Source organism: Streptomyces sp. NPDC044106, assembly GCF_056433985.1.
Genome location: NZ_JBWKFZ010000004.1, coordinates 40,542 through 61,103 on the forward strand (window position 1 = coordinate 40,542; position 20,562 = coordinate 61,103).

Genomic DNA, 20,562 nt, shown 5'->3' on the forward strand with positions numbered 1-20,562 from the left:
CGAGCGGTCATACCTCTTGTCCGCTCCAACGCGTACGGGACACTGTGTCTGCCACATCCGTCACCACCGACACACGAGGTGTAGGTATGAACAGCGGATCAGGGTCGGCAACGGATTCCGGGGGCAGCCCGGGGCGGCGGCGGGTCATCGGCGCGCTGATGGGTGCGGTGGCCGCCGGCGCGGTGTCTTCCGTCTCGGGCTGCGCCTCGTCGGCTTCGAGGGGCAGCGAGCGACCTGCCCCCACCCACCGGGCCGCCGCCTCCTCCGTCGCGCACCGCCCGCGCCGCGAGCGGCAGTTGTTCCTGGGGACGTATACCTCGCAGGAGGGCGGCGGCCGGGGTATCGGCCTGGCGACGTACGACGACACGACGGGGCGGATCACCGGCACCGGCACCCTCACCGGCGTCCCCGACCCCTCATACCTGGCGCTCCACCCCTCGGGCCGCACCCTCTACGCCGTCGACGAGCGCGAGAAGGGCGGCGTGACAGCAGTCGCGCTCTCCCCCACCGGCGACCACCGGGTACTCGGCACCCGCGACACCGGCGGCGCGGGCCCTTGTCACCTCTCCGTGCACCCGGGCGGGCGCTGGCTGCTCAGCGCCAACTACGCCTCCGGCAGTGTGGCCGTCCACCCCATCGGAGCCTCCGGCGCGCTGGGGGAACGGACCGATCTGGTCACGCACTCCACTCCGTCGCCCGGCCCCAGCCAGCAGGGGGCGCACGCCCACCAGATCAGTACGTCCCCGGACGCCCGGCACGTCCTCGCCGTCGACCTCGGCAACGACACCGTCTACACCTACCGCCTCGACGACAAGGCGGGCACCCTCGGCCGCGTCTCGCACGCGAGTCTGCGCCCGGGCGCGGGCCCGCGCCATCTCACCTTCCACCCCTCGGGCCGCTTCGCCTACCTCGCCAACGAGCTGGACAACACGGTCGTGGTCTGCGCGTACGACCCCGTCACCGGCCGCCTCTCACCTGGCGAGCCGCAGCCGACGGGTGCGGACGAGGGCACCAACTACCCGGCCCAGTTCGTGGTGACGCGCGAGGGACGCTTCGCCTACCTCGCCAATCGGGGGCACAACAGCATCGCCCGGTACGCGATCGAGCGGGACGGCGCCGGGCTGCGGTTCCTGGACACGGTCTCCGTCGGCGGGGACTTCCCCCGGCACCTGGCGCTCTCCCCGTCCGAGCGACTCCTGTTCACCGCGAATCAGAAGTCGAATTCGGTGAGCGTCTTCCACGTCGACGGGCGGAGCGGTGAACTCCGCCGCACGGAGAAGCCGTTCGCGGCGCCGGTCGCGGTGTGCGTGCTACCGCTGTGACGGAGCGTCATGCACGGCGCTCCAGTGACAAACCGCTCACCGCGCCCCCGCAACTCGTCTTTCGTTACGCGCGATCACCCGCCGATGTACCAGTTGAACCCACCGGAGGCGGCGACGGCCAGCAGCACGATGAACAGGACCACGTCGATGACGCCCAGAATGACGGACGCCTTCGCGATGCCCCCGCTGCCCGCCTTCTGACGCAGGGCGACGACACCGAAGACGATCGCGAGCGGACCGAGGATGAAGCTGAGGAAGAAGAAGCCGACGATGCCGCAGACAAGACCGGCTACCGCAAGACCATTAGTCCGCGAACCGGAAGAAGCCGCTGACGAACTGCCGTAAGCCGACATGACCACACCTCTCGGAGATCGAATTCCTGAGATCGAATTCCCGTATTGCGTGACGCAACTCCGAGTGCCCCGAACTCCGATTCCTAGTCTGCCGAGCGGACACAGTGGCGACAGCCGGCAGTAGAGCGGCGGCGAGCGAAAAGGCCCCCGTTGTACTGCGTAAGCGGGACAACGGGGGCCTGCCTCCCGTTAGTTGGACGTCAGGCCACCGTCCACCGCGAGCGCCGACCCCGTGGAGAACGAGGCGCGGTCGCTGCACAGCCACAGTGCCGCCTGGGCGATCTCGACCGGCTCGGCCATGCGCTTCTGCATCTGGCGGGCGACGAAGGCCTTTTCCAGCTCCGGTCGCGTCTCGACCACCTGGCTGATCATCTCCGTGCGGGTGGTTCCGACGACGAGCGTGTTGATGCGGATGTCGTGCGCGGCGTACTCGGCCGCGGCGGCCCTGGTCATGCCGAGTACCGCGTGCTTCGCGGCGACGTAGGGCACGGGGGCGCCGGTGGCCACCATGGCCGCGGTGCTCGCCGTGTTGACGATCGCGCCCTTCCCCGCTTCGAGCATCACGGGGATCTGTGAACGCAGGCAGTTCCAGGTGCCGCGTACGTTGACGTCCATCGTGCGGTCGAAGACGGCCTGGTCGAGCGCGTGGAGAGGCGCCAGTTCCTCGCCCGCGTAACCCGCGTTGTTGAACGCCGCGTCCAGGGCGCCGAAGTGCTCGCGCGTCGCGTCGACGGCACGCTGTACGTCCTCGGCGACCGCGACGTCGCCCGCGCTGACCGCCGCCCGGCCGCCGGAGTCGTTGATCTCCTGGGCGAGTTTGCGCAGTACGTCCTCGCGGCGGGCCATCAGCAGGACCGCCGCCCCCTCGGCGGCGAACAGGCGGGCCGCCGCCTCACCGATCCCGCTCGACGCACCCGTGATCATTACGGCCTTGCCGGCCAGCAGTCCATTCGTTTCGGTCATGACGTGAGTAAAGCCGCTGCGGCCCGGGACCGCACCTCTCAATGATCATGAGATCTCCCACAATGGAGGGGTTCGCCGCGTTGTTCGCCCACGCTCGACAGGTTCGGTACGGGTCCGCTTCGCCCCCAACGCGTGGGCGTACGCGCCCCGGTAGCCTCCCGCACGTGATCAACTCTTACGCGAACAACTCATCCGCGGACTCGGCCGACAACGACACGGACATCGCGATAGCCGCCGCGCGTGCGGGCGCGGACGTGGTGCGTGCCATGTACGGCCGCCACCTCGCCCGTATCGACAAGGGCGCCGGAGACTTCGCCACCGCCGCCGACGTCACGGCCGAGAAGGAGATCCTCGGCGTGATCCGTGCCGCCCGCCCCGATGACGCGATGCTCGGCGAGGAGGGCGGGCAGCGGGGTGCCGCCGACACCGCGCGCCAATGGCTGGTGGATCCCCTGTGCGGCACCTTGAACTACGCCGTCGGCGCCATGCTGGTGGCCGTCAACGTGGCGCTGCGCGACGGGCCCGCGGCGGTGGCCGACCCGTTCAGCGGTGAGGTGTTCTTCACCGACGGCGAGACCGCCGGGGTGCGGCACGAGGGAAGCGATGCGCCGCTGGCGCCGACGGCAGCCACCCGGCTGGTGGACGTCAATCTGGATCCGCCGTTCCCCGGCGCGCCCGGGTTCCGGGGCGTGGATCTGCTCGCCCACCCCGAGTTCGTCGAACGGTTCCGGCCCAGGGTCGTCTCCACGACCCTGGCCCTGGCCTGGGTGGCGGCCGGCAAGCGGGCGGCGTACGTCACCGACGGCGGCGACCTGTCGGGGAGCGTGCACTTCGCCGCCGGCATCGCCCTGTGCCGGGCCGCGGGCTGCGTGGTCACCGGGGTCGACGGCGCTCCGGTCGGAGCGGGGGGCCGCGGTCTTGTGGCGGCGGCCGACGCGGAGACCCACGGGCGGTTGATCGCGATGATCCGCGGCGGCGGCCAGTGAGCACCGAAGGCCGCCACCGCCGCGGGCGCGGAAACCGGACGTAGGGCTTCGGTCTGGCTAACGTAGATGAGTATGAGCACGGACCTGACCGCACTTCTCGTCGGCGCCGCCCTTCTGGTCGCCGCGACCCTCGCCGTCGCCGTCGTACTGCTCGTACGCCTCGTCCGGACCCGGCGCGCCCTGCGCAGAGCCGGGCTTCCCGTCGAGCGGCAGTGGGTCTTCTGGGCCGCTGTCGCCTATCTCGTGCTGCCCACCGATCTGTTGCCCGACCCCATCTTCCTCGACGACATCGGGGTACTGGTGCTGGCACTGCGGTCGATGCGGTCAGCCCCCGACGGTCCGTCCGCGCCGCGCGGTTGAGAGGCGCGCCTTCATCAGGAGCGCGTGCATACACTCCGTCACCTGCGTGACGTCCTCGACGAGCCGGTGGAACGGCAGGCGGACGTCCGCCTGCCCGCGGGCGCGTTCGAGGCGCAGGGAGATGCCGTGCCGGTCGATGGCGAGGGGGCGTACCCGCACCACTCCCTGGAGGCTGTCGGGGCTGATGAGGCGGGTGAGTTGCTCGACGGCGTCCGGGTGGGCGTCGGCGAGATGGGTGAGCAGGCGCGGCTCCGCCTCGGTGAGCGGGTCGGGCACGGTCAGGGCGAGTTCGTCGGGCTCGATGCCCAGCCGCTCCCCCGTGGAGTCGTGCAGCACGGCGCTGGTCGGCTCGAGGATCAGATCCTGCCCGTCGTACGCCAACGACCCGGACAGCCGGAGCCGGGCCCGGATCCGGTCCCTGAGCGGCACCGGCGCGACGTCGGCGAACTCCAGCAGGGTGGCCGGTTCGCCGCGGGGCGCGCAGATCAGGGCGGCGGCGAGCGCGCTGTCGTCGGGCGGTGACAGCCGGATCCTGCCGTCGTCGGTGACGCTGTGCGCGCCCACGAGTTCGTCCCTGCCGATCTCTGTGGTCACCGCGCAGGACCACGCGCTGGCGAGCACGGAACGAGCGCGTGCCGCCGCCGTGGGCACGGTCGTGCTGCTCTGACGGACACCCATCCTCAACCTCCATTAGGTAAGCCTTGCCTAACTTAACCGAGATCTCGGAACAGGGCCAGTACGCCTCATGGCCCCGCGCGGCGAACCACGCGAGGCCATGAGGTGTCATGAGGTGCAGGTCAATCGGGTCGACCGGTCAGTGCCCCCTGGCGATCCACTCCTGAAGGTGCGGCGCCTCGTCGCCGATCGTGGTGCTGTCGCCGTGCCCGGTCCGGACCACCGTCACCGGCGGCAGCGTCAGCAGCCGTTCCCTGATGGACTCGACGATCGTGGGGAAGTCGCTGAAGGAGCGGCCCGTCGCGCCGGGACCGCCGGCGAAGAGCGTGTCGCCGGTGAAGACGGTGCCGAGCCCGGGGGCGTGCAGGCTGACCGCGCCGTGGCAGTGGCCGGGCGTGTGCAGCACCTTCAGGACCGTGCCGGCCACCGCAAGTTCCTGCCCGTCACCGAGTTCGCCGTCCGGGGCGCGGTCGGGGTGTGTCTGCTTCCACAGCTCCGCGTCGGCCGGGTGCAGCAGGATGGGCGCACCCGTGCGGGCGGCGAGCGCGGGGGCCGCGTCGATGTGGTCGTCGTGGGCGTGCGTGCAGACGATCGCGACGAGCCTGCGCTCCCCCACCACCGCCGCGATGGCGTCCGCGTCGTGCGCGGCGTCGATGACGAGGCACTCGCGGTCGTCACCCACGATCCATACGTTGTTGTCGACCTCCCAGGTGCCGCCGTCCAGGGAGAAGGTCCCGGACGTGACGAGGTGGTCGATGCGCACGCCGGACGCGTCGCTCGTGGCCTCGGCCGCCATCAGAACTCCACCACCGAGCGGAGGACGTCGCCGTGGTGCATGCGCTCGAAGGCCTTCTCCACGTCTTCGAGCGCGATGGTCTCCGTGACGAACGCGTCCAGGTCAAGGCGCCCCTGCTGGTACAGGTCGATGAGCATCGGGAAATCGCGGGACGGCAGGCAGTCGCCGTACCAGCTCGACTTGAGCGCGCCGCCGCGCCCGAAGACGTCGAGCAGCGGAAGCTCGATTTTCATTTCCGGGGTCGGGACGCCGACCAGGACGACCGTGCCTGCCAGGTCGCGGGCGTAGAAGGCCTGCTCGTACGTTTCCGGGCGGCCGACCGCCTCGATGACGACGTCGGCGCCGTTGCCCCCGGTCAGCTCGCGCACGGCCTCGACGGGATCGGCGGAGCGGGAGTTGACGGTGTGCGTGGCGCCGAGGCCCTTCGCCGTCTCCAGCTTCTTGTCGTCGATGTCCACCGCGATGATCCGCGCGGCGCCCGCGAGACGGGCGCCGACGACCGCGGCGTTGCCGACGCCGCCGCAGCCGATGACCGCGACCGAGTCGCCCCGGCCGACGTTGCCGGTGTTGATGGCGGCGCCGATGCCTGCCATGACTCCGCAGCCGAGGAGGCCGGCCGCGGCGGGCGAGGCGGCCGGGTCGACCTTGGTGCACTGCCCGGCGGCGACCAGGGTCTTCTCGACGAAGGCGCCGATGCCGAGCGCGGGCGAGAGCTCGGTGCCGTCGGTGAGCGTCATCTTCTGCTTCGCGTTGTGCGTGTCGAAGCAGTACTGGGGGCGGCCGCGCAGACACGCGCGGCACTGGCCGCACACCGCACGCCAGTTGAGGATCACGAAGTCGCCGGGCGCGACCTCCGTGACGCCGTCGCCGACCGACTCGACGACGCCCGCCGCCTCGTGGCCGAGCAGGAACGGGAAGTCGTCGTTGATCCCGCCCTCGCGGTAGTGCAGGTCGGTGTGGCAGACACCGCACGCCTGGATCTTCACCACGGCCTCTCCCGGCCCCGGATCCGGAACGATGATCGTCTCGATCCGCACCGGCTCGCCCTTCGCGCGGGCGACCACGCCCCGCACCTGCTGCGCCATGAGTTCAGCCCTTCTGTTTCCGCGACGTCTTACCCGTCACATCGTCGCAGGTCGAGCCCCCTCGCACAGCAGCCACCGGCCTGTACGAGTGCCGGGGCGCAGACGCGCGGCAAAGCCATGGCCCCGGCGCGCCGGGGAGACGGCCCCCGCACCCTAGGGTGAGGCCGTGCGCAACCTCGCCGCCCAGGCCCTGCTGCCGGTCAACACCGCGCTCGCCGTGGCTCTGCTCGTACTGCTCCTGGTGGCCGCGACGACGGCGGCCGTCGTCCGGCTCGCCCCCGACGGATCGCGCCGCAGGGGCCGCGAGATCGTGATCGCGGGGGTGCGCGCCACCGCCCAGCTGGCCGCCGTCTCCCTGGCGATCGGCTGGGTCGTGCACCACACACCGGCGCTGTTCGGCTTCCTGCTCCTCATGACCGCCGTCGCCGTGCGCACCGCGGGGCGCCGCATCACGCCCAACGGCACGTGGGTGTGGGCGGCACTGCCGATCGCGGGCCCCGTCGTGCCGGTGGTGACCGGGCTCGCGCTGGCGGGGCTGGTTCCCGTACGGGGTGTCGCGATGATCCCCGTGACGGGCATCCTCATCGGCGGGGCGCTGACCGCGACGGTCCTGGCGGGCCGCCGCTCCCTCGACGAACTGCGCACCCGGTTCGGCGAGTTCGAGGCCGGCATGGCCCTCGGCCTCGCCGACCGTGAGGCCCGCCTGGAGATCGTCCGCCCGGCCGCGTCGGACGCGCTGCTGCCCGGACTCGACCAGACCCGCACCGTCGGCCTCGTCACCCTGCCCGGCGCTTTCGTCGGCATGCTGCTCGGCGGCGCCTCCCCGGTGCTCGCCGGAGCGGTGCAGCTCTTCGTACTGATCGCCCTGATGGCGGTCCAGTCGGTCGCCGTGGCCGTCACGGTCGAGCTGGTCGCCCGGGGCAGGCTGCACCGCGGGGCGTAGGGTCGGTCACTATGTCTGTCTACGAAGAAGAAATCGGCGCGCTGCAGGGCGGCCCCGCCGACCTGCGTCAGTACGAGGGCAAGGCCGTCCTGGTCGTCAATGTCGCCTCCAAGTGCGGACTCACTCCGCAGTACGCGGGTCTCGAACGGCTCCACGAGCAGTACGCGGCGCGCGGCTTCAGCGTGCTCGGCGTGCCCTGCAACCAGTTCATGGGCCAGGAGCCCGGCACGTCCCAGGAGATCGCCGAGTTCTGCTCGGCGACGTACGGCGTGACCTTCCCGATGACGGAGAAGGTCGACGTCAACGGCGAGGGCCGCCATCCGCTGTACGCGAAGCTCGTCGGCACGGCGGACGCGGAGGGCCACACCGGCGACATCCGTTGGAACTTCGAGAAGTTCGTCATCAGTCCGTCCGGTGACGTCGTGGCCCGCTTCTCGCCGCAGACCGAGCCCGACTCCCCGGAGCTCGTCGCCGCGATCGAGGAGCATCTTCCGGCCTGACCCGGGTCGGCTCCGTCACGGAGGCGGACGCGTGGTGGGTGAGGATCATGCCGAGCGTGTCCTGGTACCCGGCGCCCGTCCACGTGTTCGTGGGGCGGGCGCCGGGGGGTTGGGTTTCCTGGGTGCGACGGCCGGGATCACTTCTTGGCGGGCAGCATCCGGTTACCGACAGCCGTCCCCGGAGTGAGGGACCGGTTCGTACGCGCGCTCGGCCAGCAGCGCCTCGCGCAGCAGCCCCCGGGCCTCGTCCCGGCGTCCCTGCTCGGCGGCGCTCACCGCCTCCCGGGTGTGGACAGGGGCGAGCAGCTCGTCATCGGCCACAATGCTCTCCCCTTTCGTCCAGCGCAGCGGGCGGGCCGACCGGTTCTCGGTTCTCGGCGATGCCGCCGGATACGGCTTCCGGCTGCTTCACTCTCGCTACGACCGGCTGCGGGGCGCCCGCCCAGCCGGTCCCTTCGGGTGAACCGGTGGTCGGTGCGGAGGCGCTGCGGTCCAGGCCGCTGGGACCACGTCGCTACCTCAGCCGGACCAAGCCGATCTGCGGAGTTCGAGCGGCGCTCATACGGTGACTGAATGGTCATCAGGCACCTTCCGCGCCCCTCCTCCGTACGTACCGCGGCCCTAGCGCTCGGGGCTCTGGTCCTCCTGTCCTCACCGGCCGCGGCCACCGACGTACCGGCCGAACCGGCACCGCCGCGCCCCGTGCCCGCCTACTCCTCCGTCCTCCTGGACCGGCCCGGCGTCCAGGTCAGGCCGGGCCCCGGGGCCCCCGGGCTGCCCGCTGACGTGAGCGCGCTCGCCTGGGTGGTGGCGGACGCCCGTACGGGCGAGGTGCTCGCCGCACGGGACGCGCACCGCAGGCTGCCGCCCGCCTCGACACTGAAGTCCCTGTTCGCTCTGGCGACGCTCCCCCGGCTGGACGCCGGCATGCGGCACGTCGTCTCCGAGCACGAGCTCGACGGCATCGGCGAGGGCAGCAGCACGGTCGGCGTGGCTGCGGGGCGCACCTATCGCGTCTCGGACCTGTGGCGTGGCGTCTTCCTCAGCTCGGGGAACGACGCGGTGCACGTCCTCGCGGGGCTCAACGGAGGCCTGGACAAGACCGTGCACGACATGCGCGTCAAGGCCCGGGAGCTCGGCGCGCGGGACACCAACGTGGTGTCGCCGGACGGCTACGACGCCCCGGGGCAGGTCTCGTCGGCGTACGACCTGGCGGTCTTCGGCAGGGCCGGGCTCACCGATCCGCAGTTCACCCGCTACTGCTCGACCCGTGTCGCGCAGTTCCCCGCGGGCGGCTGGTCGTACCCCATCCAGAACACCAACCGGCTGCTGACCGGCGCCGACGGCGTGGCGCCCTATCCGGGCCTGCTCGGCGTCAAGAACGGCTACACGAGCCACGCGGGCTCCACCTTGATCAGCGCCGCCCAGCACGACGGACGCACCCTCGTCGTGACGGTGATGAACCCCCAGGCGGGCGGCGGGCGAGCCGTGTACGAGGAGGCGAGGTCGCTGCTGGACTGGGGGTTCTCGGCGGCCGGCAAGGTGCAGCCGGTGGGTTCGCTGCTGCCGCCTTCGAAGCCCCCGACGACGCCCGCGCCCGCCCACGCGGTCGGGAAGGTCGCCCTGAGCGCGGACTCGGGGAACTCCGACTGGTCCGCGATCCTGCTGGTCGCCGCCGGAGCGGTCGCCCTGCTCGCGGGCTGTGTGGTGGCGGCCCGGCGCCGGGCGGCTACGGTGGCCCGTCGCAAGAACTCGGGAGACGTCGCCGATTGAGAGCCTGTGTCATCTGTACGGAACGCCGTAGGTCCCGGAACGCCAGGAACCCGCGATACCGGAGTACCGCTCACACATTGCCGAGCAGGCGCGAGAGTCCCGTGTCAAGGTCCAGGCTCTCCACCTCGCCGCCCGCGGGCACCACGGCGTACGACCGCACGAGGAAGCGGCGCAGCGTGATCTTGTCGAACTGCACCAGGGCGAGTCCCTGGTGCGCGTGGAACTCCAGGACCGTCTGGGCCCGCCCGCACGGCCAGATGTGCACGTCGCCGCTGCCCGCCGGGGCGCTGAGCCCGTCCTCCAAGAGCTGGCGGGCGAAGATCCAGGTGACCTCGACGCCGTCGAGGGACGCCTCGGAGGGGAAGGTCATCTGGACGGCCAGGGGGTCTTCCGCCGAGTAGCGCAGGACCACGGGAAGGGCGCGCTCACGGCCCTCGGGGGTGACGAGACGGGCGCGGGCGGGCTCTTCGAGGGCGACGGCCATGGTCGGACTCCACTTCTGGTGTTTCTTTTCTCGGCGTTCCGGTTGCGGGGGCTCCTGTGCTCTTAGGACCCCGGACAAAGGGGCGTCATTACGCCCATGCGCCGAGATATCCATGTGACCTGCATCACTCACCTTGCATTCGTATCCGCCATGCCCGCCGGTTCGGCCGACGAGCCGCCCGGCGAAGCGATGGAATCGACCGTCACGCCGTCCGGGTGCCCGCCACAGACGAGTACACGCGTGTCTTCTCGCAACATCACCCTCGTCTTGTCGTGTACACCCCCAGCTCGGCGTCGACGCCTCGTCGCCGAAGCGCCCGCCACCGCCCGATTCGTCCCCGCCGTCGGCGGCAAACCGCCCGTCACCGCGGTGCGGCGGTCCGCGCGAGGGCCGCGGACGCCGCACCGTCCACCGCCCGCGGAGCGCCTCCCGCGCACACGGGAGCGGACCGCCGCCGTCGACCGCCTCGGCCGAATGGCCTAGGCCGGACCTCCGCAGTCACACCTGAACCGCCCTCCGGCCCGCAGTGCCCACCGGCGCCGAAGACGGCCTCCGCACAGCGCGGTTGGGTCCGCACTCCGCCGGGGCCAAGGCCCACCGGGAGGTCCGGTCATGCGCCGCGCACGGGCCCGGTGCAGGATGGGCTCATGCTGCTTGCCCGGCTCGCTCACGTCTCCAAGGAAGTGGCCGCCACCTCGGCGCGGTCCAAGAAGATCGCGCTGCTCGCCGAGTTGTTCCGGGCCGCCGAGCCGGACGACGTACCGGTCGTCATCCCCTACCTGGCGAGCCGGCTGCCCCAGGGGCGGCTCGGCATCGGCTGGAGCACGCTGCGGGACGCGGGGCCGCCCGCCGACGAGCCGACGCTGACGGTGCGCGGCGTGGACGCGGCGCTGACCGCGATCGGCACGGTGTCCGGTGCCGGTTCGCAGACCGAACGCAAGCGCCTGGTCGGGGAGTTGATGGGCGCCGCGACAGCCGACGAGCAGCGGTTCATGATCGGGCTGCTCACCGGCGAGGTGCGCCAGGGCGCGCTGGACGCGCTCGCCGTCGAAGGGCTCGCGCTCGCCACGGAGACGCCCGCGGACGCCGTGCGGCGTTCCGTGATGCTCGCCGGCTCCGTGAGCCCCGTCGCCCAGGCGCTGCTGGCGCGCGGCGCGCAGGCGCTGGACGAGTTCCGGCTGACCGTGGGCCGTCCCGTCCTGCCGATGCTCGCGCACAGCGCCGGGTCCGTCGCCGACGGCATCGACAAGCTGGGGGCGTGCGCGGTCGAGGAGAAGCTCGACGGCATCCGTGTGCAGGTCCACCGCAGCGAGGACGACGTACGCGTCTACACCCGCACCCTGGACGACATCACCGACCGGCTGCCCGAGCTGACCGAAGCGGCGCTCGGTCTCGACGGGTCCCACTTCATCCTGGACGGCGAGGTCATCGCGCTGGACGGGGAGGGGCGGCCGCGGCCCTTCCAGGAGATCGCGGGGCGTGTCGGTTCGCGGGTCGACGTGTCCGCGGCGGCGGCCGGACTGCCGCTGTCCCCCGTCTTCTTCGACGTCCTGTCCGTGGCGGGCCGCGACCTGCTCGACCTGCCGTTCACCGAGCGCCACGCGGCGCTGGCGGCCCTGGTGCCCGAGCCGATGCGGGTGCGGCGCACGCTCGTGGCCGACCCGGGCGACGAGCGGCAGCGCGGTGAGGCCCAGGAGTTCTTCGAGGCGACGCTGGGGCGAGGCCACGAGGGGGTCGTGCTGAAGGCGCTCGACGCCCCCTACAAGGCTGGCCGCCGCGGCGCCTCCTGGTTGAAGGTCAAGCCCGTCCACACCCTGGACCTGGTGGTCCTCGCCGCCGAGTGGGGCCACGGCCGCCGCACCGGCAAGCTGTCCAACCTGCATCTGGGGGCACGGCGGCCGGACGGCACGTTCGCCATGCTGGGCAAGACCTTCAAGGGCATGACGGACGCGATGCTCGCCTGGCAGACCGAGCGGCTGCAGGAGCTGGCGGTCGACAGCAGCGGTTACGTCGTGACCGTGCGCCCCGAACTCGTCGTCGAGATCGCCTACGACGGCCTGCAGAAGTCGACCCGCTACCCGGCCGGCGTCACGCTCCGCTTCGCCCGGGTGGTGCGCTACCGCGAGGACAAGTCCCCGGAAGAGGCGGACACGGTCGAGACGGTCCTGCGGACGGGCGGCCCTGCCACCGCGTAACTCATGATCTTGTGTCGCGTTGGTCCGCGGGGGCCGCGCGGACGTCGCCTCGGCGGCGTTCCGTCGGCCCGGTAGGCATCAACCGACAGGGCCCGCCGCTTGTGAGCGGGTCCACGCAAGAGACGTGAGAGCCTGTCTTTGAACCCCCGTCGTCTCGTCCGCGCGAAGCGCGGGCGCAGCGGGCGCCGGGGCGCAGGCGGGGGTTCAAAGACAGGCTCTGAGGGCCGCCCGCCATGCACGACATCACCCAGAAGTTCGCCGCCGGGATCGGCGCCGTCGCCGCCGCGCTCGGCTGCCTCATCGCCACGGGTCCTTCGGCGGTCGCCGACGGCAAGTGGTGCAACAACGCGGTCTGCATCGAGACCTACGACTCCGGGACCTACCTGGGCCGGGTCGAGGTGTCGGTGATCAACACCAACCAGCCCAACCGCATCAGCGCACGCGTCTGGACCACCAACGGCTGGAGCGCCAACACCAAGGTCGAGGACGTCGCCAAGTTCAGGACCTACCGGGATCAGGCCTCCCCCCAGCGGCACTTCCCTGCGGGCACCCGGCTCTGCGCGGAGGGCTTTCGCGGGGGATCGAGCGTCGGCCTGCCCTGCGTCACGATCACCAACTGACGGCGCTCGCCCTCCTTGGCTCCACCGGGCCGCGGCCTCGCCCCATCACCCGAGACCGTCACACCTGGTGGGGCCGCGCGACATGGGTGGGATTTTGCCAATCCTTGGCCCCGATAGGGTGACAACCGGGGGAGATCACTCAATCGCGCAAGGGGAGAAGCTGTGCCCGCATCACGACTCAGCCGTACGCCGCTTCCAGGCATCGGCATCCGGTACGACCTGACGACCCGAGAACAGCAACGCCTCTCGGTGATCGCACACCGGGACGGGGCACGCACCCTGAGCGCCTACCGGTCCGACGACCCGGACGAGTGCGCCCTGTCGACGCGGCTCAGCTCGGGCGAGGCCGACGCGCTGATCGACGCGCTGATGCCGTCGCACCACAGCCCCACCCTGCTGCACACCACCGACCTGGGCCTCGTGGCCGAGCGCGTCCTGCTGTCGGCCACTTCGCACTGGAACGGACGGCTCCTCGGCGAGACCCGGATGCGCACCGAGACCGGCGTCTCGATCGTGGCCGTGCTCCGGCGGGCCGACGCCATCCCGTCGCCGACTCCCGACTTCCGGCTGGCCGGCGGCGACACCCTCATCGTGATCGGGACGCGCGAAGGCGTGGAGACTGCCGCGACGATACTCGGGCGGGAGTGATCGCGTGCATTCCGCTGTCTTCCTGATCGAGTTCGGCGCGATCATTCTCGCCCTCGGGCTGCTCGGCCGGTTCGCGGGCCGCTTCCGGTTCTCGCCGATCCCCCTGTACCTGCTGGCCGGGCTGGCGTTCGGCGAGGGCGGGCTCCTGCCGCTCGGGGCGAGCGAGGAGTTCGTGGCCATCGGCGCCGAGATCGGCGTCATCCTGCTGCTCCTGATGCTGGGGCTCGAGTACACCGCCAACGACCTCGTCAGCAACCTCAAGACGCAGTACCCGGCCGGCCTGGTCGACTGCACGCTCAACGCCCTGCCCGGCGCCATCGCCGCGCTGCTCATGGGCTGGGGCCCGGTCGCCGCCGTCGTCCTCGCCGGTGTCACCTGGATCTCGTCGTCCGGCGTCATCGCCAAGGTCCTCGGTGATCTCGGCCGGCTCGGCAACCGCGAGACGCCGGTCATCCTCAGCGTCCTGGTCCTCGAAGACCTGGCGATGGCCGTCTACCTGCCCATCATCACCGCCCTGCTGGCCGGTGTCGGGCTTGCCGCGGGCAGCCTCACGCTCGCCATCGCGCTCGGCGCCGCCGGGCTCGTCCTCTTCGTCGCGGTGCGCTACGGCCGGCTCATCTCGCGGTTCGTCTCCAGTGACGACCCCGAGAAGCTGCTGCTCGTGGTGCTCGGCCTGACGATCCTCGTCGCGGGGATCGCGCAGCAGCTCCAGGTGTCCGCGGCCGTGGGCGCGTTCCTGGTCGGCATCGCGCTGTCCGGTGAGGTCGCCGAGGGCGCGCACTCCCTGCTCGCGCCCCTGCGGGATCTCTTCGCCGCCGTCTTCTTCGTCTTCTTCGGGCTGCACACCGACCCGGCGAGCATCCCGCCGGTGCTGCTGCCCGCACTCGCGCTCGCCGTCGTCACCGCGCTGACGAAGATCGCGACCGGCTACTGGGCGGCCCGGCGCGCGGGCGTCTCGGTCAAGGGCCGCTGGCGGGCGGGCGGCGCGCTGGTGGCGCGCGGCGAGTTCTCCATCGTCATCGCGGGGCTCGCGGTCGGCTCGGGCATCGAGCCGTCGCTCGGCCCCCTCGCGACGGCGTACGTCCTCATCCTGGTGATCGTCGGCCCGCTGACCGCGCGTTACGCGCAGCCCGTCGCGGCGTACGCGGGTGGCGTCCTGGGGCGGCGGCGCGAAGGTGCCGGGGCCGGGGCCGGAACCGGGACCCGGGCCGATGCGGGGCCCGCGGTGCCCGGGCCGCGGGAAGCGGTCGAAGCGCTGGACGGGCAGGACGCGGCCGACCGCTCCTAGCGTCATCCCCCAAGGTGTCCAGGCGTCCAGGCACGCGGACGTACAGGCGACGCTTCCGGAGCGGACGCCTTCGGACGGCACGTGGACAGCACTCCCCTCGTGCCGTCCGGTCCACCGCCCGCACCGCTCTCACGTATGCGTAGCGCCCCAAGTGGCCACCAAGCGGGCACATATGGCGGCAATTCGGCACACTCCAGACATCTCACGGGCGCGACGAGCCGCACTCCAGCGCCGCCTGGCACGATGCTGCCCATGACCTATGGGCCCGCGTTCCGCCTCGCACGAGCCGCGATGTTCGCGGCCGTCTGCGTGGTGACGACGGCCCTGGGTCACGCCCTGATGTCCAGTGCCGCGCTGCCCTGGTGGGCGGTGGCGTACGCGTTCGGCGCCACGGTCGCCGCCGCCTGGTGGCTCACCGGGCGCGAGCGCGGGGCGCCGACCGTCACGGGCGCCACCGTCGCGGCCCAGCTGTGCCTGCATGAACTGTTCGGCCTCGCGCAGCGGTTGGGCGCGGGACCGAGCGGCGGCGGCGCGTCCCGCGCACCCGCGCTGCCGCACCACGCCGGCGACGGCATGAACCACATGAACCATCCGATGCCGGTCTCGGCGCCGCCCTCCGGCACCGGTCCGTCCGCCGTCGCCCCCTTCACCCCCTCCTCCCACTCCGCCGCCATGCCGGACCAGGGCGTCTCGCACTGGATCATGTCCGTCTTCGGACACAGCGGCTCCGGCATGTTCCTCGCCCACGTCGTCGCCGCACTGGTCTGCGCCCTGTGGCTGTGGCGCGGCGAGGCCGCCGTCTTCCGCAGCGGACGCGCCCTGGCCGCGGCCCTCTTCGTGCCGCTGCGCCTCGTTCTCGCGGTCCTGGTCGCCGCCCTCCCCCCGTCGACGCCCCCTGTCGGCGCGCTCGTGCCCGTGCCGCGGCTGCGCGGGGTCCTTCTCCAGTACGTCGTCTCCCGCAGAGGTCCGCCGGTCCTTCCGGTCAGTTCCTGAAAACCGCCCGCGCCCCAAGGTGCCGGGCGGATCTTCGGCGTCCGCGCAGGCCGGGCCATCACTCCCGCCGTGCGCGCGCCGCTTCCCGAACTCCGTTCACCGAAGGACCTTTTGCGATGACTCCTGCCCTTGTGCGGTCACGGCCCGGCGGGGACCTGGCCCGCGACGAATCGATCACCCAGTGGGCGCTGGCGGCCCGCGACGGCGACGCCCAGGCGTTCGAGCAGTTCGTGCGGGCCACCCGGCGCGATGTCTGGCGCTTCGTGGCCCATCTCAGTGGCGATCCGCACAGCGCCGACGACCTGACCCAGGAGACGTATCTGCGGGCCATGACCTCGCTGCACGGCTACGCCGCCCGGTCCTCCGCGCGCACCTGGCTGCTCGCCATCGCGCGCCGGACCGTCGCGGACCGCTTCCGTTCGGCGGCCGCCCGGCCGCGCATCGCCGACACCGGCGACTGGCAGGCCGCCGCCGAGCGGGCCCAGCCGCGCGGGCTCCCGGGCTTCGAGGAAGGCGTGGCGCTGCTCGACCTCCTGGAGTCGCTCGACGCTCCGCGCCGTGAGGCGTTCGTGCTGACCCAGCTCGCCGGTCTGCCGTACGCGGACGCGGCGGACGCCGTCGGCTGCCCCATCGGCACCGTGCGCTCGCGCGTCGCGCGCGCCCGGGAACGGGTGGGCGAGCTGCTGCTCGCCGCGGACCGGGCCGGGTAGCGGACCCCGCCGTCCAGCGGTCCGGTGCCGCGTCGGGGCCTTCTCTCGCGGGAGGTCCCGGCCGGGCCGCGGCGACCCCGGTCGCGTCACCCGATCAGGGCGTTTAGCGTGGGGCGGGGGTGTTGGGAGGACACCATGGACCGTGAAGCCGTGCCTGTTCCGGAGCCCTCGCCCACGCGGGATCCCGCGCCGCCCGGGAGCGGGCCCGCGGGCGCCGCGCCCTACCGGGGCGGCGGCCGTCACGAGCACCGCTGGCTCATTCTCGCGGTGGTCGGCATCGCCCAGCTCATGGTGGTACTTGACGCGACGATCGTGAACATCGCGCTGCCATCGGCCCAGCAGGATCTCGGGTTCTCCGACGGCAACCGCCAGTGGATCGTCACCGCCTACGCCCTCGCCTTCGGTTCCCTGCTGCTGGTCGGGGGCCGGATCGCCGACCTGGTGGGGCGCAAGATCGTCTTCCTGGCCGGGCTCGCCGGATTCGCGGTGGCGTCCGCGATCGGCGGCGCGGCGACCAGCTTCTCGATGCTGGTGGCGGCCCGCGCGCTGCAGGGCCTGTTCGGCGCGCTGCTCGCACCGGCCGCCCTGTCCCTGCTCACGACCACGTTCACCGACCCCCGGGAGCGCGCCAAAGCCTTCGGCATCTACGGCGCGATCGCGGGTGCGGGCGGCGCCGTGGGCCTGCTGCTCGGCGGCGTGCTCACCGAGTATCTGAACTGGCGCTGGTGCCTGTACGTGAACCTCGCGTTCGCCGCGCTCGCCATGGGCGGCGGCGCCCGCCTGCTGCACGCGGGCGCCCCGCCGGACCGGCCGAAGCTGGACGTGCCCGGCACCCTCCTGGTGTCGGCCGGACTGTTCTGCATCGTGTACGGCTTCTCCAACGCCGAGACACACGCCTGGAGCTCCGTCCTGACCTGGGGCTTCCTGGTGGTCGGCGCCGTACTGGTCGCCGCGTTCGGATGGTGGCAGACGCGCGCCGCGCATCCGCTGCTGCCCCTGCGGGTCGTCCTCGACAGGGACCGCGGGGCGTCGTTCCTCGCGATGTTCATCTCCGGCGCGGGCATGTTCGGGGTGTTCCTGTTCCTGACGTACTACCTCCAGCAGATCCTGGAGTACACGCCGGTCAAGACCGGTCTCGCGTTCCTGCCGATGGTCGCGGTGATGGTGGTGGCCTCGGTGGTGACCACCAACAGCCTGGTGCCGCGGATGGGGGCGAAGCCGATCGTGCCGCTGGGCATGGGGCTCGCGGCCGCCGGCATGGCCTGGCTCACCGCTCTCGACGTGACGAGCGGTTACGCGGCACACGTGCTGCCGCCGCTGCTCGTCGCCGGACTCGGCCTCGGCTTCGTCTTCGCCCCCGCGATGAGCATGGCGACGGCCGGTGTCGCGGCCCACGACGCGGGCGTGGCCTCCGCGATGGTCAACACCAGCCAGCAGGTGGGCGGTTCGATCGGCACAGCCCTGCTCAACACGCTCGCCACCACGGCCGCGTCCAACTACCTGGCCGGCCGGAAGCCGACGCCACAGGCGCGGGCCCAGGCGGCGATGCAGTCGTACTCGACCGCGTACTGGTGGTCGGCTCTCTTCTTCGCGATCGGCCTCGTCGTTACCGTCGTCCTGTATCGCAGAGGGGCGCCGGCTGCCACGGGGACGGACAGCGGTGCGGTTCATATGTAGGGCGGTCCACAAGGCGGTCCACGTAGAGGGCGGTGTGACGATGGCTTCACGCGGGGCGGTGTGACGATGGCTGCTGCGAGTCCGGGCTCGGCCTCCGGTGCGGGCGGCTCTGCTCCAGGCGCAGGCCGCCCGGCTCCCGGCGCAGACCCGGCTTCCACTGCCGACGGCGGTGTCGCGCTTGCCTCGGCCCGCGGGCGCTGGGTCCTGCTGTGCGCGGTGCTCGCCTCGGGCATGGCGCTGCTCGACGGAACCGTCGTCAATGTCGCCCTGCCGACGCTCGGCCGTGACCTCGGCACGTCGATCTCGGCCTTGCAGTGGGTCGTCAACGCCTACATGCTCACGCTCTCGGCGCTCCTCCTGCTCGGCGGCGCGCTCGGCGACCGCATCGGGCGCCGCCGCACCCTCGTCGTCGGCGTGGTCTGGTTCGCGGCGGCGTCCGCGCTGTGCGGGCTGGCACAGGACGCCGGGACACTGATCGCGGCCCGCGCGCTCCAGGGCATCGGGGGCGCGCTGCTCACGCCCGGTTCGCTGGCGCTCGTCCGCGCCTCGTACCGCCCCGAGGACCAGGCCCGCGCGGTGGGCGCGTGGTCGGGGCTCGGTGGTGTGGCGGGGGCCGTCGGCCCCTTCCTCGGCGGCTGGCTGATCGACGGGCCCGGCTGGCGGTGGATCTTCCTGATCAACGTGCCGCTGGCCGCGCTGGTCCTGTTCGCGGTGCGGCACGTACCCGAGAGCCGCGACGAAACGGTGGCCGAGCAGCCGTTCGACGTGCCCGGCGCGTGCCTCGCCGCATTGTTCCTCGCAGGAATCAGCTTCTCGCTGATCGGCGCGTCCGGTGACACATCGACGGTCGGCACGGTCCTGCCGGGCGTTCTGGGCCTCGCGGCGGGCGTCACCTTCGTCATGGTCGAGCGCCGCGGACGGAACCCGATGCTGCCCCTCGGACTGTTCCGCTCGCGCCTTTTCACCGCGGCCAACGTCATGACGTTGTGCCTGTACTCGGCGATCGGCGGAATCCTGTTCATGCTGCCGGTGCAGTTGCAGACGACTCTCGGCTACGACGCGTTGCAGGCGGGCACGGCGACGCTGCCGATCACCGTCCTGATGCTGCTCCTTTCCGCGCCCGCCGGTGATCTGGCGCGGCGCCTGGGCCCACGGCCCCCGCTCGTCGCGGGTCCTTCGGTGGCGGCCGCGGGCGTGCTGCTCATGCTGCGGATCAGGCCCGGGGCGGCATACGTCACCGAGGTGCTGCCCGCGGTGGTCGTCCTCGGCCTCGGCATGAGCCTGTTCGTGGCGCCGCTCACGGCGACCGTGCTCGCCTCGGTGGACGCGAACCGCGCGGGGCTCGCCAGCGGCGTCAACAACACGGCGGCACGCATCGCACAGCTGCTCGTCGTGGCCGGACTGCCGCTCGCGGTGGGCCTGTCCGGCACGGCGTACGCGGATCCGGACGCGCTGAACACCGCCTTCGGCAAGGCGGCCGTGGCCTGTGCGGCGCTGTTCATGCTGGCGGCGGTCGCGGCGGCCATGTTCGTCCGCACCACCGCACCGGCCTGGCACGGCGAACACGGCAACGAGCCGCGGTGCAAGACCTGCCTGGGCGTCGAGGCGCCGCCGCTGGAACCCGGCGGGCGCTGCGGAGGGTGACGCCGGACGCGGCGGGCGAAGCGGGCTCGGCAGAGGGGCAGGCGATGCGGGCGCTTCCGCCTACCGGGGCGTCTCTCGTACGAACAAGGTCACCGACACACTCGCCTCGAAGCCGTTGCGCCTCATCAGCGTGGCCGAAGCGGTGTTCCTCGACTCGACGTCGGTCACTACGGCGCTCGCCCCCGCCTCCGCGAGCGTCGCGCAGCACGCCTTCACGAGGCGGCTCGCGACGCCCCGCCCCTGGTACTCCGGGGCGCTCGCGATCCACTCCAGGTTCCCCCAGTCGGCGCGCTGGTCGAAGCCCATGGAGCCGAGCACGAACCCGGCGAGGTGCCGGCCGCCGTCCAGCGCGACCCAGCAGGCGGACGCCTCGTTGTCCATGTGCCGGGCGACCGCGGAGAGCGACCAGGACGTGTACGGCTTCACGGACGTGTCGTAGACCCGCCGGCCCAGACCGAGGACGTCGGCCAGATGGGTGGCCGTCATCGGTTCGAGGACGATCGACTCCGAACGCTCCGGCGCGGTGGGGCTGGGCATGGGGCCTCCA

General features: G+C 72.2%; 22 protein-coding genes. 14 read left to right on the forward strand and 8 right to left on the reverse strand.

All coding sequences use genetic code 11. The features are described 5' to 3' along the window. Positions 1-86 precede the first annotated feature (86 nt). Positions 87-1,322 carry a lactonase family protein gene (locus AC07DI_RS07790; RefSeq protein WP_478902928.1) on the forward strand — a complete coding sequence of 412 codons (1,236 nt, stop codon included), beginning with the start codon at positions 87-89 and terminating at the stop codon, positions 1,320-1,322. A gap of 74 nt (positions 1,323-1,396) precedes the next feature. Here the strand turns inward: AC07DI_RS07790 and AC07DI_RS07795 are convergent, their stop codons facing one another. Together AC07DI_RS07795 and AC07DI_RS07800 are read right to left on the reverse strand one after the other, a co-directional pair. Then, positions 1,397-1,675, reverse strand: a complete 279-nt coding sequence (locus tag AC07DI_RS07795) for a DUF4190 domain-containing protein (protein ID WP_478902929.1) — start codon at positions 1,673-1,675, stop codon at positions 1,397-1,399. A 189-nt stretch (positions 1,676-1,864) separates the two neighbouring features. Next, entirely contained in the window at positions 1,865-2,638 is a 774-nt protein-coding gene (locus AC07DI_RS07800) for an SDR family NAD(P)-dependent oxidoreductase (RefSeq protein ID WP_384259762.1), read from the reverse strand. A 164-nt stretch (positions 2,639-2,802) separates the two neighbouring features. Between AC07DI_RS07800 and AC07DI_RS07805 the strand changes: the two genes are divergently transcribed. Next, positions 2,803-3,624 (forward strand): inositol monophosphatase family protein, encoded by an 822-nt coding sequence (locus AC07DI_RS07805; protein ID WP_478902930.1) that lies wholly within the window; start codon positions 2,803-2,805, stop codon positions 3,622-3,624. A 72-nt stretch (positions 3,625-3,696) separates the two neighbouring features. Then, entirely contained in the window at positions 3,697-3,984 is a 288-nt protein-coding gene (locus AC07DI_RS07810; RefSeq protein WP_384259758.1) for a DUF1232 domain-containing protein, read from the forward strand. Here AC07DI_RS07810 and AC07DI_RS07815 read toward each other — a convergent pair. The 3 genes from AC07DI_RS07815 to AC07DI_RS07825 all read right to left on the reverse strand — a co-directional run bounded on the left by AC07DI_RS07815 (position 3,949) and on the right by AC07DI_RS07825 (position 6,540). Further along, positions 3,949-4,662: a DUF2470 domain-containing protein gene (locus tag AC07DI_RS07815; protein ID WP_384259755.1), complete on the reverse strand. Its 714-nt coding sequence runs from the start codon at positions 4,660-4,662 to the stop codon at positions 3,949-3,951. The genes AC07DI_RS07810 and AC07DI_RS07815 overlap by 36 nt on opposite strands. Before the next feature lie 136 nt (positions 4,663-4,798). Next, complete coding sequence (locus AC07DI_RS07820) at positions 4,799-5,455, reverse strand: MBL fold metallo-hydrolase (protein WP_384259753.1); 657 nt, start codon at positions 5,453-5,455, stop codon at positions 4,799-4,801. Beyond that, positions 5,455-6,540 carry an S-(hydroxymethyl)mycothiol dehydrogenase gene (locus tag AC07DI_RS07825; protein ID WP_478902933.1) on the reverse strand — a complete coding sequence of 362 codons (1,086 nt, stop codon included), beginning with the start codon at positions 6,538-6,540 and terminating at the stop codon, positions 5,455-5,457. Before AC07DI_RS07825 ends, AC07DI_RS07820 begins: the two co-directional genes overlap by 1 nt. A 166-nt stretch (positions 6,541-6,706) precedes the next feature. Between AC07DI_RS07825 and AC07DI_RS07830 the strand changes: the two genes are divergently transcribed. After that, positions 6,707-7,483, forward strand: a complete 777-nt coding sequence (locus AC07DI_RS07830; RefSeq protein WP_478902935.1) for an ABC transporter permease — start codon at positions 6,707-6,709, stop codon at positions 7,481-7,483. Between the two features lie 11 nt (positions 7,484-7,494). Further along, a complete protein-coding gene (locus AC07DI_RS07835) occupies positions 7,495-7,983 on the forward strand; it encodes a glutathione peroxidase (RefSeq protein ID WP_478902936.1) in 489 nt (162 codons plus the stop codon). A 162-nt stretch (positions 7,984-8,145) separates the two neighbouring features. Here the strand turns inward: AC07DI_RS07835 and AC07DI_RS07840 are convergent, their stop codons facing one another. Next, on the reverse strand, positions 8,146-8,304 hold the full coding sequence (locus AC07DI_RS07840; protein WP_478902937.1) for a hypothetical protein: 159 nt from the start codon (positions 8,302-8,304) through the stop codon (positions 8,146-8,148). A 252-nt stretch (positions 8,305-8,556) separates the two neighbouring features. Between AC07DI_RS07840 and AC07DI_RS07845 the strand changes: the two genes are divergently transcribed. Then, positions 8,557-9,756 carry a D-alanyl-D-alanine carboxypeptidase family protein gene (locus AC07DI_RS07845; RefSeq protein WP_478902939.1) on the forward strand — a complete coding sequence of 400 codons (1,200 nt, stop codon included), beginning with the start codon at positions 8,557-8,559 and terminating at the stop codon, positions 9,754-9,756. Positions 9,757-9,826: 70 nt separating this feature from the next. On the opposite strand, the gene AC07DI_RS07850 is transcribed toward AC07DI_RS07845, so the two are convergent. Beyond that, positions 9,827-10,240 (reverse strand): SsgA family sporulation/cell division regulator, encoded by a 414-nt coding sequence (locus AC07DI_RS07850; protein ID WP_478902940.1) that lies wholly within the window; start codon positions 10,238-10,240, stop codon positions 9,827-9,829. Positions 10,241-10,887: 647 nt separating this feature from the next. Here AC07DI_RS07850 and AC07DI_RS07855 point away from each other — a divergent pair. The 8 genes from AC07DI_RS07855 to AC07DI_RS07890 all read left to right on the forward strand — a co-directional run bounded on the left by AC07DI_RS07855 (position 10,888) and on the right by AC07DI_RS07890 (position 20,015). Then, the gene (locus AC07DI_RS07855) at positions 10,888-12,435 is read left to right on the forward strand and encodes an ATP-dependent DNA ligase (protein ID WP_478902942.1); all 1,548 of its coding nucleotides are present in this window, start codon (positions 10,888-10,890) and stop codon (positions 12,433-12,435) included. A gap of 233 nt (positions 12,436-12,668) precedes the next feature. Next, positions 12,669-13,055, forward strand: coding sequence for a hypothetical protein (locus AC07DI_RS07860; RefSeq protein WP_478902944.1), 387 nt, complete (start codon positions 12,669-12,671; stop codon positions 13,053-13,055). A 162-nt stretch (positions 13,056-13,217) separates the two neighbouring features. Beyond that, positions 13,218-13,703 (forward strand): cation:proton antiporter regulatory subunit, encoded by a 486-nt coding sequence (locus AC07DI_RS07865; protein WP_384259718.1) that lies wholly within the window; start codon positions 13,218-13,220, stop codon positions 13,701-13,703. A 4-nt stretch (positions 13,704-13,707) separates the two neighbouring features. Further along, on the forward strand, positions 13,708-14,991 hold the full coding sequence (locus tag AC07DI_RS07870) for a cation:proton antiporter (RefSeq protein WP_384259716.1): 1,284 nt from the start codon (positions 13,708-13,710) through the stop codon (positions 14,989-14,991). Positions 14,992-15,243: 252 nt separating this feature from the next. Next, complete coding sequence (locus AC07DI_RS07875; protein WP_478902945.1) at positions 15,244-15,984, forward strand: hypothetical protein; 741 nt, start codon at positions 15,244-15,246, stop codon at positions 15,982-15,984. Positions 15,985-16,100: 116 nt separating this feature from the next. Further along, positions 16,101-16,694 carry a sigma-70 family RNA polymerase sigma factor gene (locus AC07DI_RS07880; protein ID WP_478902946.1) on the forward strand — a complete coding sequence of 198 codons (594 nt, stop codon included), beginning with the start codon at positions 16,101-16,103 and terminating at the stop codon, positions 16,692-16,694. A 135-nt stretch (positions 16,695-16,829) separates the two neighbouring features. Next, positions 16,830-18,371, forward strand: coding sequence for an MFS transporter (locus AC07DI_RS07885; protein ID WP_478902947.1), 1,542 nt, complete (start codon positions 16,830-16,832; stop codon positions 18,369-18,371). Between the two features lie 66 nt (positions 18,372-18,437). Next, positions 18,438-20,015 carry an MFS transporter gene (locus AC07DI_RS07890; RefSeq protein ID WP_478902948.1) on the forward strand — a complete coding sequence of 526 codons (1,578 nt, stop codon included), beginning with the start codon at positions 18,438-18,440 and terminating at the stop codon, positions 20,013-20,015. Between the two features lie 60 nt (positions 20,016-20,075). On the opposite strand, the gene AC07DI_RS07895 is transcribed toward AC07DI_RS07890, so the two are convergent. Beyond that, on the reverse strand, positions 20,076-20,552 hold the full coding sequence (locus AC07DI_RS07895; protein ID WP_384259705.1) for a GNAT family N-acetyltransferase: 477 nt from the start codon (positions 20,550-20,552) through the stop codon (positions 20,076-20,078). Positions 20,553-20,562 lie beyond the last annotated feature (10 nt).